This is a genomic window from Gilliamella sp. W8128 (assembly GCF_016100545.1).
GTDB lineage: Bacteria > Pseudomonadota > Gammaproteobacteria > Enterobacterales > Orbaceae > Gilliamella > Gilliamella apis.
The window spans coordinates 170,730-183,721 of record NZ_JACFSE010000005.1; the positions used below are offsets into that span (position 1 = coordinate 170,730).

The 12,992-nt window shown below is 37.1% G+C and carries 11 protein-coding genes and 1 tRNA gene; 1 reads left to right on the forward strand and 11 read right to left on the reverse strand.

All coding sequences use genetic code 11. From position 1 onward, the window contains the following. Positions 1-13: 13 nt before the first annotated feature. Positions 14-805 carry a tRNA pseudouridine(38-40) synthase TruA gene (truA, locus tag H3U97_RS06640; RefSeq protein ID WP_198198565.1) on the reverse strand — a complete coding sequence of 264 codons (792 nt, stop codon included), beginning with the start codon at positions 803-805 and terminating at the stop codon, positions 14-16. Further along, on the reverse strand, positions 792-1,799 hold the full coding sequence (locus H3U97_RS06645; protein ID WP_198198566.1) for an aspartate-semialdehyde dehydrogenase: 1,008 nt from the start codon (positions 1,797-1,799) through the stop codon (positions 792-794). The genes truA and H3U97_RS06645 overlap by 14 nt, the downstream gene beginning before the upstream one ends. Before the next feature lie 177 nt (positions 1,800-1,976). On the opposite strand from H3U97_RS06645, the gene H3U97_RS06650 reads away from it, so the two are divergent. Then, a complete protein-coding gene (locus H3U97_RS06650; RefSeq protein ID WP_198198567.1) occupies positions 1,977-3,026 on the forward strand; it encodes a LacI family DNA-binding transcriptional regulator in 1,050 nt (349 codons plus the stop codon). Positions 3,027-3,056: 30 nt separating this feature from the next. Here the strand turns inward: H3U97_RS06650 and truB are convergent, their stop codons facing one another. The 9 genes from truB to trpCF all read right to left on the reverse strand — a co-directional run bounded on the left by truB (position 3,057) and on the right by trpCF (position 12,979). Next, on the reverse strand, positions 3,057-3,959 hold the full coding sequence (gene truB, locus H3U97_RS06655; RefSeq protein WP_198198568.1) for a tRNA pseudouridine(55) synthase TruB: 903 nt from the start codon (positions 3,957-3,959) through the stop codon (positions 3,057-3,059). A gap of 66 nt (positions 3,960-4,025) precedes the next feature. Then, positions 4,026-4,403 carry a 30S ribosome-binding factor RbfA gene (rbfA, locus tag H3U97_RS06660; RefSeq protein WP_034882735.1) on the reverse strand — a complete coding sequence of 126 codons (378 nt, stop codon included), beginning with the start codon at positions 4,401-4,403 and terminating at the stop codon, positions 4,026-4,028. Positions 4,404-4,469: 66 nt separating this feature from the next. Beyond that, positions 4,470-7,121, reverse strand: a complete 2,652-nt coding sequence (gene infB / locus H3U97_RS06665; protein WP_065650951.1) for a translation initiation factor IF-2 — start codon at positions 7,119-7,121, stop codon at positions 4,470-4,472. A 17-nt stretch (positions 7,122-7,138) separates the two neighbouring features. Continuing rightward, complete coding sequence (gene nusA / locus H3U97_RS06670; RefSeq protein ID WP_198192943.1) at positions 7,139-8,614, reverse strand: transcription termination factor NusA; 1,476 nt, start codon at positions 8,612-8,614, stop codon at positions 7,139-7,141. A gap of 16 nt (positions 8,615-8,630) precedes the next feature. Continuing rightward, positions 8,631-9,092 carry a ribosome maturation factor RimP gene (gene rimP, locus H3U97_RS06675; RefSeq protein ID WP_065578449.1) on the reverse strand — a complete coding sequence of 154 codons (462 nt, stop codon included), beginning with the start codon at positions 9,090-9,092 and terminating at the stop codon, positions 8,631-8,633. Between the two features lie 190 nt (positions 9,093-9,282). After that, positions 9,283-9,359 (reverse strand) — tRNA-Met (locus H3U97_RS06680). A 214-nt stretch (positions 9,360-9,573) separates the two neighbouring features. Then, positions 9,574-10,383, reverse strand: a complete 810-nt coding sequence (gene trpA / locus H3U97_RS06685; RefSeq protein WP_198198569.1) for a tryptophan synthase subunit alpha — start codon at positions 10,381-10,383, stop codon at positions 9,574-9,576. After that, the gene (trpB, locus tag H3U97_RS06690) at positions 10,380-11,573 is read right to left on the reverse strand and encodes a tryptophan synthase subunit beta (RefSeq protein ID WP_232343765.1); all 1,194 of its coding nucleotides are present in this window, start codon (positions 11,571-11,573) and stop codon (positions 10,380-10,382) included. Before trpB ends, trpA begins: the two co-directional genes overlap by 4 nt. Positions 11,574-11,596: 23 nt before the next feature. Continuing rightward, a complete protein-coding gene (gene trpCF / locus H3U97_RS06695) occupies positions 11,597-12,979 on the reverse strand; it encodes a bifunctional indole-3-glycerol-phosphate synthase TrpC/phosphoribosylanthranilate isomerase TrpF (RefSeq protein ID WP_232343766.1) in 1,383 nt (460 codons plus the stop codon). Between the last annotated feature and the right edge of the window lie 13 nt (positions 12,980-12,992).

The following is a 12,992-nucleotide window of genomic DNA, read 5'->3' on the forward strand; positions in this document are numbered from 1 at the left end:
ATAACTAATTCGCTTAATGTATAAATAATGGACCTAAAGCGCAATTAGGAAGTTGATATTCTAATGGATAATCCACCTGAACTAAATATAATCCTTCAGGTTTTGCCGTTGCTGCTGCTTGGGTACGATCTTTTGCCGCTAATAAAGCTTCGATCCATTGCGGTGATTGGTTACCAGCACCAACTTCTAATAAACTGCCAACAATATTACGCACCATATGGTGAACAAAGGCATTAGCTTTAATATCGACAATAACATATTCACCCTGTCTTGTAACTTCAATATGATGAATATTACGCCATGGAGTCCGTGACTGACATTGTGCAGCTCTAAATGATGAAAAATCATTTTCACCTAATAAATATTGTGCTGCTTGATGCATAAGCTTTTCATTTAATGGCAGATAATAATGTGACACACCTTTAGCTAAAATAGCCGGACGATAACGATGATTATAAATGATATATCGATAACGGCGAGCTGTTGCGCTAAATCTAGCATGAAAACTATCATCAACACTTTTTGCCCAGCGTACAGCAATATTGTCAGGAAGATGGGAATTGACACCCATTGTCCATGCTCCTTCAGCACGCTGAGCAGTGGTTTCAAAATGAATGACTTGCCCTGTTGCATGAACTCCGGCATCAGTTCTCCCAGCGCAAAATACCGCGATAGGTTCATTAGCGATTACTGACAAAGCCGATTCTAATCTTTGTTGTACTGAATCAACATGTTGTTGACGTTGCCAACCAAAATAACCGCTACCATCATATTCGATACCTAAGGCAATCTTACAGGTAGTCATTAATTAAGATCTCTAACGTCTCGATTAACATTAAACCACCTAAATAACGGACATTATCCGCCACTGACCAAAATTGGATTTGCTCATAATTACCATAGCTGTGTCGTAAATTAGCGAGTTTGATCGTCAGATTACTTTCAGCATCAGTATTTACTTCGGTTACCGGTGTTGGTAAATCTTCACTTTTTACTTCAACGCCAAATTCATCAAAACGAGCCATATCTAATTCAATTGGTAAACTGCTTGAAACATTAACCGCTTGAGCCAATCCATAAAATACCGGAACAATAACTGATTCAATAGAGATAGGTAAATCATAATTGCTTATCACTTTACGGATTTGATTAATTTGTGAGTGTTCACCTAAACTTAGGTGGTCAGACTCATGGGAAACAGGTAATAAGTTAAAAGCAAGTTGATTGTCAAACAATTGATTATCAACAGGCATACCATTTAGTAACCGAGCACTTTGCCCAGCAAGTTCGTCAACACCGGGTTTGCCATATAGTGATGATGGAATAAAGCTACTTACATGTAGATTAGTTAACAACTGGATATCAACTAATGACGCCACGCAGCGCAATAATTGAGATACCGTTGGGCTAGCTACAGCAATGATGTTTTCATTGCGATATTCGGTTAGTACACTGTTATTTACTTTCGGTACAATTAATGGAATATGATCTTGATCAGCAAAAAAGCCACTAGCATCGATAACAATACAACCTGCTTGTGCGGCTGTTTGAGCATATTTTTCGCTGGTTTTACTGCCGGCAACAAAAAAAGCAAAATGGCATTGGCTCCAATCCATCTGCTCACTATCAATTACCGTTAAATTTTTACCCGTAAAGCGCACAACTTCACCGGCGCTGTTGTCGCTACCGACTAAATAGAGATTTTCAATTTCAATAGTTTTTGAGTTATTTAATAACTCAATTAGCGCAGAACCCACTTGTCCTGTCGCACCAACAATGGCAATATTCCATGCAGACATATGATAAACCCGAATTAAAAAATTTAGTGGCAATTATACCACTATATTGCCAAATATTTCGCAAAAAGATGTTTTCTAACTTTGGAATCTTGCTCGAAAAAATAGATATTAGCTAATTACAATTTCGCTGTTCTTCGTTAAAGTAATTATATCTCTTGTTCGGTTTCAGTAAGAATTATGGCAAAAATTACATTATCAGCGATTGCGAAAAAAGCTAAGGTCTCAGTGGCATCTGTATCTAGAGTACTAAGAACACCTAATATGACATCGTCACAAACCCAATCTGTTGTTTATCAAGCAATGAAAGCCTTAAATGTTGATCTGTCAGAAAACTTGAAAGACTACCAACTAGATCATACCAGTAATAGAATATTAATTATTGATAATCAACTCATTTCAAAAAGTTTAATCAATTACGGTATTGAACAAGCTTTATATGCAGTCAAATTACAATTTTGCTATCTACAATTTTCTTACCAAGACGATAGTGATATTTATCATTTGGTTCATTACATTACTCAAAATCGCTTTATTGGTATTTTAATAATTAATCAAGCACCTTATTTAGAGAATCTATATAGTTATAAAAAATCATTACCGCCAATGGTATTTGTAAATCATTACAAACATAATTTTTCTTGTGTCTATTTTGATCATCTCACAATTGGTTTTAAAACAACCCAACAGTTAATTAAAAAAGGTAACCAACGGATCGCTATTTTTGTTAATAGCGATAAAAGTATTAACTCATCTTTTTTCCTCCAAGGTTATCAACAATCCTTTCAACGATATAATTTACCAATTGATTCCGACTATATCATTCAAGGCTGTTTAACTTATGAACATGGACGAGATGCAATTAAAACCTTATTAAATAGTAATAAACCACCAACAGCTATTATTTTTGAAGATTTAAGCAGTTTGTCCTTCTTCGATTCAGATAGCTATCATGCACAAAATTATTTATCTTGTTATCGTTCTCTATTTGGAGCCTTACATCAAGCTAATAAAAGCCAATCAAATCTGTTAAAACCACTGTCAATTGCTTATATTAGCCATAGCAATGAATATCAATATAATGAGTTGGATAAACTGAATAGAATTAATAAACCACTCTATGAGATGGGCAATAAATCAGCATATTTACTTTGTGATTTACTTAAACAAAATATGACATCGTTAGCACGATGCCATATTATTGAAACCGAGGCTTTTTTTATCAACTAATTATTTGTTAATAAAAGATAGTTAAAAAAGTTAGGAAGTTGAAATCAATCTTTTAGGTGACAATTTATCCAATAGTTGAATACCAGCACCAATAAATTGTTGATCTTGATATATTCTAACTAAAGTTTCTACTGCTACACTGTCAGCTAATTTAATTGTTCTACCTAATAAGATATCGCTACCTTGGCTATCATTCAATTGCACTTTCGGGCTATCTTGTAATGGACTATCTACCGGCATGAGTAATTGTGTTTTATCAGTAATATTTTCTAACTCATCCAAGCTAATCATTTTATCGATTGGATAATTTGACACTTGCAAACGTCTTAAATAAATCACATGAGCTCCACAACCTAGTAACTCACCTAAATCATCAATGATAGTACGGATATAAGTCCCTTTTGAACAATGGATCTCTAACGTTAATTCCTGTTTAGCCGAATCGTATTGAATAAACTGGTTTTCGTAAACCTTGATCGGTCTGGCTTCTCGCTCAATGACAATACCTTGACGAGCATATTCATAAAGCGGCTTACCTTGATATTTTAAAGCCGAAAACATGGTTGGAACTTGTAAAATGTCACCGCGAAAATGAGTTAATGCTTGCTCTATTTGAAGTTGAGTAACATCAACAGGTTTAGTACAGATTATTTGTCCATCAGCATCAGATGTGTCTGTGCGCTCACCCAATTTAGCAATTACTCGATAACGCTTGTCAGAATCTAATAAGTATTGTGAAAATTTAGTTGCTTCGCCAAAACAAATCGGTAGCATTCCGGTTGCTAAAGGATCGAGAGCACCAGTATGACCTGCCTTTTTAGCATTAAATAGTCTTTTCACTTTTTGTAAGGCATCATTTGATGTCATGCCTTGTGGTTTGTCTAATAACAAAACGCCGTGAACATCACGGCGAATTTTCTTTATATTCATCATAGATATTTAAATTGAAACGGATAACACTCCTCAATATTTTTTACAAAAATTGAGTGCTTTTAATTATTAATCTTTATGACGTTCGTTGTCTTGTTTAATCACATCAGAGACTAAACTAGACATCTGCATACCTTTAACAAGCGATTCATCATAAAAGAATTTAATTTCAGGAATAATTCGTAAACGCATAGCTTTACCGATCAACGTTCGAATATACCCTTTTGCATCATTTAAGACATTCAATCCTTGTTCAATAACTTGTGGATCATCATCATTTAAAAAAGTGACAAATACTTTGGCATAAGAGAGATCACGTGAAATATCTACACCAGAAACAGTCACCATGCCTAAGCGTGGATCTTTGATTTCACGCTGTAAAATAATCGCAATCTCTTTTTGTAATTCATGTCCAACTCGAGATGATCGATTAAATGCTTTTGCCATATCTATTTTCCTTAAAATGTGAATAAGCAAGGCTAAAACCTTGCTTATAACATGTTAACGTATTAATTAAATAGTACGTTTGATTTCGACAGTTTCAAAGACTTCGATAGTATCACCTACCCGAACATCGTTATAGTTACGAACACCAATACCACATTCCATACCGTTACGAACTTCGTTAACGTCATCTTTGAAGCGACGTAGTGATTCAAGTTCGCCTTCATAGATAACCACGTTATCACGCAATACACGAATTGGATTATGACGTTTAACTACACCTTCAGTTACCATACAACCAGCGATTGCACCAAATTTAGGTGATTTAAATACATCACGTACTTCAGCAAGGCCAATAATTTCTTGCTTATATTCTGGGGCAAGCATACCGCTCATTGCTTGTTTAACTTCATCAATTAGGTCATAAATAACCGAATAGTAACGGAGATCTAAGTTTTCTGCTTCGACAACTTTACGCGCAGATGCATCAGCACGAACGTTGAAACCTAAAATAATTGCATTAGATGCTGCAGCAAGTGATGCGTCAGTTTCAGTAATACCACCTACACCTGAACCAATAATTTTAACTTTAACTTCATCAGTAGATAGTTTAAGTAATGAATCAGAAATTGCTTCAACAGAACCTTGTACGTCAGCTTTAAGGACGATATTAAGTTCAGATACATCACCTTCAGTCATGTTAGTAAACATGTTTTCAAGTTTAGCTTTCTGTTGACGAGCTAGTTTAACATCACGGAATTTACCTTGACGATATAAGGCTACTTCACGAGCTTTCTTTTCATCACGCACAACCGTCGCTTCATCACCAGCTGACGGTACACCAGAAAGACCTAAAATCTCTACCGGAATTGAAGGACCAGCTTCAGTAACTTCTTTACCTAATTCGTTACGCATCGCACGAATACGTCCATATTCGAAACCACACAGTACAATATCGCCTTTACGTAGTGTACCTGATTGAACTAGTACGGTAGCAACAGAACCACGACCTTTATCAAGGAATGACTCAATAACAACACCGCTTGCCATTCCAGTTTCGTAGGCAGTTAATTCAAGTACTTCAGCTTGTAATAAGATCGCTTCAAGTAGTTGGTCGATACCTGTACCTGCTTTAGCTGAAACATGAACAAACTGAGTATCACCACCCCAATCTTCTGACATAACGCCATATTGAGCCAGTTCACCTTTCACGCGCTCAGGATCGGCTTCTGGTTTATCAATCTTATTTACAGCAACAACGATTGGCACATTCGCAGCTTTAGCATGCTGAATAGCTTCAATTGTTTGTGGCATTACACCATCATCAGCAGCAACAACAAGTACCACGATATCCGTTGCTTTAGCACCACGAGCACGCATTGAAGTAAATGCAGCATGGCCAGGAGTATCTAAGAAAGTGATTTCACCACTTGAGGTTTTAACATGGTAAGCACCAATATGCTGAGTAATACCACCGGCTTCACCTGAAGCAACTTTCGCTTTACGAATATAGTCAAGAAGTGATGTTTTACCATGGTCAACGTGTCCCATGATAGTCACAACTGGAGCGCGTGATACTTTTTCAGCACCTGTATCACGGTCGCTCATTAGTGATTCTTCAAGTTCGTTTTCACGACGAAGTACCACTTTGTGTCCCATTTCTTCAGCTACCAATTGTGCTGTTTCTTGGTCAATAACCTGATTAATAGTTGCCATTGCCCCCATTTTCATCATGGTTTTGATAACTTCTGAGCCTTTTACAGCCATTTTGTTGGCTAGCTCGGCAACAGTGATGGTTTCACCAATAATTACATCTCGGTTAACAGCCTGAACTGGTTTGTTAAAACCTTGTTGTAAAGTACTTTTGCCTTTTTTCTTGTGGTTACCACGAGTTACAGCTCGAGCTTCTTCACGTTCAGCTTTACCTTCAGATAATTTGCTAGCTTTTTTCTGTTTAGTCTGTTTAGTACCACGACCACGACCTCGACCACCTTCGACTTCACGATCGGTATCATCTTCAGCCGCACGAGCATATTTAGAGGTAGTTACGTGATAATCTTCATCATCACTGTTATTATTGGTTTCTTCTGTTTCGTTATATTGTTCAGCAAGTTTGCGCGCTTCTTCCGCCATACGTTTAGCTTCTTCTTCAAGTTTACGGCGGTTTTCTTCTTCAGCTTTACGTTTAATTTCGTTAGCTTCAGCTTCTAAACGTGCTTTTTCTTCCTGTGCTTTTTTCACTTTTGGATCAGCGGCTTGTTCTTGAGCAGCTTTAGCTTTTTGTTCTTGACTACGCTTTTTAGCTTCTGCTTCTTCACGTTTCTTTTGTTCTTCAGCAGCTAATTTTGCCTTTTGTTCGACTTCTTTACGCGCTTTTAATTCAGCTTCTTGTTTGGCTTTTTGTTCCGCTTCAAGACGTGCTTTTTCTAACTCAGCGGGATCTTGTTTAACAATAGTTCGTTTTTTACGAACTTCAACTTTAATTTCTTTGCTTTTACCACCGCCACTTGACACATTAAGTGTTGAATGTGTTTTACGTTGCAAAGTTAATTTTGTTGGGCCTTGCTGAGGTTTTAAATGCGCAAGCAAAGCTTCTTTTTCCTTTTGAGTCACAGTGTCAGATGCGGTTTTTTTCATACCAGCATCAGCAAACTGTTGCAAAAGCGTTTCCACTGGAGTTTTTATCTCTTGAGCCAGTGTTTCGATTGATACTTTGGTCATGTATTACTTTCCCTCAATTATTCATTTGCAAACCAACAAATATTACGGGCAGCCATAATAAAATCGCCAGCTTGTGTGCTTGTTAAGCCTTCAATATCCGCAAGATCATCTGTACCTTGTTCAGCTAAATCTTCTAAAGTTACTACATCTCGTTGTGCTAATTGATAGGCTAATTCTTGTGTCATACCTGGTAGTTCTAATAAATCTTGAGCAGGTCGTTTATCACCACTATGCGCAAGAGCAATAGTTGTTAATGCATCTTTTGCTCGATTTCTTAATGCTTCAACCAGCTCTTCATCAAGTTCATCAATTTCTAATAACTCTTCAACTGGTACATAAGCTAGTTCTTCTAATGAAGTAAAACCTTCTTCAACTAAAAGCTGGGCAAGATCTTCTTCAATATCTAAATGTTTCATTAGATTATTAATTGCTGCAAAAGATTCAGCTTGATGTTTTTCTTGCAAATCTTCTGTGCTCATGACATTTAACGTCCAACCAGTAAGTTGTGATGCTAAACGAATATTTTGTCCGTTACGACCAATAGCTTGTGGTAATGTTTCAGCATTAACTGCGACATCCATAGTGTGTTTATCTTCATCAACCACGATTGACACAACATCGGCTGGCGCCATAGCATTGATAACATATTGTGCAGGATTATCATCCCAAAGAACGATATCGATACGCTCACCACCAAATTCATTTGAAACCGCTTGAACACGTGCGCCTCGCATACCAACACAAGCACCAACAGGATCAATACGACGGTCATTACTGCTAACCGCAATTTTAGCACGGGAACCAGGATCACGAGATACACCTTTAATGTCTATCATCTCTTCACCGATTTCCGGCACTTCAATGCGGAATAACTCTTCCATCATTTGTGGATTTGAACGACTAACACAAAGTTGTGCTGGTTTATTATCTTGTTCAACAAGATATAAAATACCACGTACACGATCACCAATTCGGAAATTTTCACGAGGTAACATATCATGGCGAGACATCATTGCATCAGCGTTATTACCTAAATCAAGGATAACACTATCACGATTGGTCTTTTTAACAATACCAGTCACGATATCACCGATACGGTTTCTAAACATGTCAATTACCATTGCACGCTCAGCTTCACGTACTTTTTGGACAATAACTTGTTTAGCGGTTTGGGTTGTAATACGGTCAAACGCGACTGACTCAATTTGTTCTTCTACATAATCACCTAATTTTACATCAGGATCTTCAAACTGTGCTGCTTCAAGGGTTATTTCTTTAGTGGGTTGAGTGACTTCATTCACTACTAACCAACGACGAAACGTATCATAATCGCCAGTTTTATGATCGATTTTTACAATAACATCGATATCAACAGTATGTTTCTTTTTAGTGGCTGTCGCTAATGCGGTTTCTAACGCTTCGAAAATCTTATCTCGGGTAAGAGCTTTTTCATTAGATACTGCTTCAACAACAGCTAAAATTTCTTTATTCATCCTTTACACCTGTACTCTATTTAAGGTTAAAATTTGGTACAATGTTTGCTTTTTGAATATTACTAAAAGCAAACACTTCATCATTTCCATCTACATTAAACGTAATCATTTCATTCTCAATGGATTTAATCTGTCCTTTCCACTTGCGGCGATTGGCAACCGGAATACGCAAACTGACGATGACTTCTTCACCAACAAAACGTTGATAGTGTTCAAGCGTAAACAAAGGCCTATCCATACCTGGAGATGAAACTTCAAGATTGTAGGCATCTGTAATAGGGTCTTCAACATCAAGTACCGCACTAATTTGTCGACTAACATCAGCACAATCATCAACGGTAATACCATTTTCACTATCAATATATACGCGTAAAACGGGATAACGACCACGAATATATTCAATACCAACTAGCTCAAAACCAAGTGCATTAACTGGTTCTTGAATGATATCGGTCAATTGCTGTTCTAAATTAGCCAAACAAACCTCCACTGCAGAAAATAAAAAAGGGCATAAAGCCCAACATTCCTTTTAAACTTGCGTTTAAATCATAACATATAAAAAAACCCCGACAAGCGAGGCTACATTTAAAATTTAATATAATGAAGCCACTTGATTCGAACTTTCAGACAATAAAAATGGGATAGATTAATATGAATGAAAATTTAAGTGGTTGCGGGGGCTGGATTTGAACCAACGACCTTCGGGTTATGAGCCCGACGAGCTACCAAGCTGCTCCACCCCGCGATAGATGGCTGAAGATTATACTGTCTTTTGTAAAAATTGCAACCGAAAATCATAGCATAATTAACAAAAAGACCTTAAAGTTATTGAAAACTAAATTGCTATGATTTTGTGTCGCAACTAATTACAATTAATCTCAAGTTAAGGTTAATATAAGTACAATTATTGTTTTTTCAAGTAATAAATTCCGCTGAATAATCAGCGGATAGTTTTACTGTTATTGTTTTTGCGTTGCAGCTTTCATCGTTTTAACGAAACTCGCTAGTTCGCTCAACATTTTGGTTGGATTATTAAGGTTATTTTCAATAATTTTGACCGTTGCTGAACCGGCAATTGCGCCAGCGGCACCCGATTTAATCGCTTCACTGACCTGAGCCGGTTCTGAAATACCAAATCCTTGAATCGCAGGCGGTGCTTTAAACTCTGTCAATTTTTCTAGTAAATGTGTAAGTGGTTTATTAGCTCGATTTTCCGTACCAGTTACCCCAGCTCGTGAGACTAAATAAGTATAACCTTTACCATGCTTAGCAATATTTGTTATCACCTCATCATCAGCATTAGGTGGACAGATAAATATCGGAGCTATGCCATGTTTTTCTGCAACACCAGTAAACTCTTGTGCATATTCAACCGGTAAATCGGCAACTAATACAGAATCAACACCAGCTTTGGCGCATTTAGCATAAAAGTTGTCAATACCATTTTTAAAAACCAAATTGGCATAGATTAATAATCCAATAGGAATATCTGGATTACTAGTTCGAATGTTAGTTAAGATTTCGAAGCATTTCTCAACGCTTATACCACCATTAAAAGCACGAATATTAGCATTTTGAATTGTTGGTCCATCCGCCATTGGGTCAGAAAAAGGAATACCTAATTCTAACGCATCAGCCCCTGCATCAATCATGGTTTGAATAATTTGACTTGAAAGTTGTGGATTTGGGTCACCAACAGGAACAAAAGGAACAAATGCACCTCGTTTTTCGACTGTTAAGCGGTCAAACAGTTTTTGATAACGACTCATTCTATTTCTCCTTTTGCTTTTAATATATCATAAACCGTAAAGATATCTTTATCACCACGACCAGATAGATTGACAATTAATAGTTGTTCTTTGTTTGGATTTTCTTTAATCATTTTCAGTGCATAAGCTAATGCATGTGATGACTCTAATGCAGGAATAATGCCTTCACTACGAGATAATGCTTTGAAGGCTTCAAGGGCTTCGTCATCAGTGGCAGAGACATATTCTGCTCGCCCAATACTATCTAAATATGCATGTTGTGGGCCTACCGCTGGAAAATCAAGCCCTGCGGAAATCGAATAAGACTCTTCAATTTGCCCTTCGTCGGTTTGCATCATTGGGGTTTTCATACCGAAGTAGATGCCTAGTTTGCCATGTTTAAGTGATGCGCCATGTTCACCACTTTCAATACCATGCCCACCTGGCTCAACACCAATTAATCTGACTGATTTATCATCAATAAAATTAGCAAACATACCAATAGCGTTTGAACCACCACCAACACAAGCAATAACGGCATCTGGTAATCGCCCTTCTTTTTCCAAAATTTGTTGTTTTGCTTCACGGCTAATCATTTGTTGAAATTCACGCACAATGGTCGGAAATGGATGAGGTCCAGCAGCTGTACCTAACATATAGTGTGCGGTTTCATAACTACCAGACCAATCGCGTAATGCTTCATTACAAGCATCTTTTAACGTGGCAGAGCCCGTTTCAACTGGAATGACGGTAGCCCCCATTAATCGCATTCTAAATACATTTGGAGCTTGGCGTTGAACATCTTTTGCACCCATGTAGATTCGGCATTTTAAACCTAATAATGCGCAAGCTAATGCTGAAGCGACACCGTGCTGACCAGCACCAGTTTCGGCAATAATTTCGGTTTTACCCATTCTTTTAGCTAGTAATGCTTGGCCTAGGACTTGGTTAGTTTTATGGGCTCCACCATGAACTAAATCTTCTCGTTTTAAATATAGTTTTGTTTTGGTACCTGCAGTAAGATTTTTACACAATGTTAATGCGGTTGGGCGACCTGCATAGTTAACCAAAAGGTCATTAAATTCTTTTTGAAAACTCGGATCGTGTATCGCCGATATAAAAGCATCCTCAAGTTGTTCTAGTACTGGCATTAATATTTGCGGTACATATTGACCACCAAACTCGCCAAAATAAGGATTTAATTTAGACATAACCATTCCTTCAATATAATTAGTTAAATTTGTTCAAATACTGCTGTAATTTTTTGTTTATCTTTAATTCCGGGTGAAACTTCAACGCCCGAGTTAAGGTCAACACCAACAACATCAGTAGCGAGTGCTTCACTTACATTTTGTGGATTAATACCACCAGCTAAAATGACGTTACTTAAATCTTTGCCACGTAATAGCGACCAATTAAAACTTTTACCTGTTCCACCGGCGCCATTATCAAATATATAACGAGAGACTAATGGATTATCATGGTTCGGAATACTATCACTAATACTTAATGCTTTCCAAATTTGACAGGCTGCTGGCAATTTTTGGCGAAGTGTTTGAATATAATTATCATCCTCATGACCATGTAATTGCACTGCGAAAAGTGATAATTGTTGCGCTATCTGGCAAACTTCGTCTATATCGCTATTTTTAAAAACACCCACCCAATTTAGCGGAGCTGCTGCTATAACACTTCGTGCTTTAGTTGGTGTAATATATCTTGGTGAATTAGAGACAAAAATTAATCCGCCATAAATCGCGCCAGCTTGATAGACAGTTATTGCGTCCTGCGCTCTGGTTAAACCACAGACTTTATTTTCACCTAACATCACTTTACGAATAGCTAGGTTTAAATTTGACTCAGACATTAACGCGCTACCAATTAAAAAACCGTTAGCATAATGGCTAAGATCTTTAACTTGATTATGAGTGTAAATACCCGATTCACTGATAATAATTCGATCATCAGGGATAGATTTAGATAATGTTTTTACTCGATTTAAATCTACTGACAGATCACGAAGATTACGATTATTAATACCAATAACTTTGGCGCCAAGATTAATGGCTCGCTCAACTTCTTGTTCCGTACTGGCTTCAGTCAAAATTCCCATATTAAGTTGATGAGCAATTTGGCTAAGATGGCGATACTCATCATCATTTACCACTGATAACATTAATAAGATAGCATCCGCTTGATAATATCGCGCTAAGTAAATTTGATATTCATCGATAATAAAATCTTTGCAAAGTACTGGTTGTGTGACTTCATTACGTACCATAGGCAAAAATTCAAAGCTACCTCGAAAATATTTTTCATCAGTTAAAACTGAAATCGCTGAAGCATAATCTTTATAAACTTTAGCAATAGTTGCCGGATCAAAATCATCACGAATTAAGCCTTTAGATGGTGACGCTTTTTTACATTCTAAGATAAATACCGTTTTCGGTTGTGTTAATGCTTGATAAAAATCACGATCACTCGGTACAACTTTGCTTTTAAAGTTAGCCAGTGGATTTTTAGCTTGCTGTTCAGCCAGCCATAGTTGTTTATCTGCAATAATTTTTTTTAATACTGTTGCCATTTCAACATTTTCGGTTAATGCTGCAATTGCCATGTTATTCTCCACT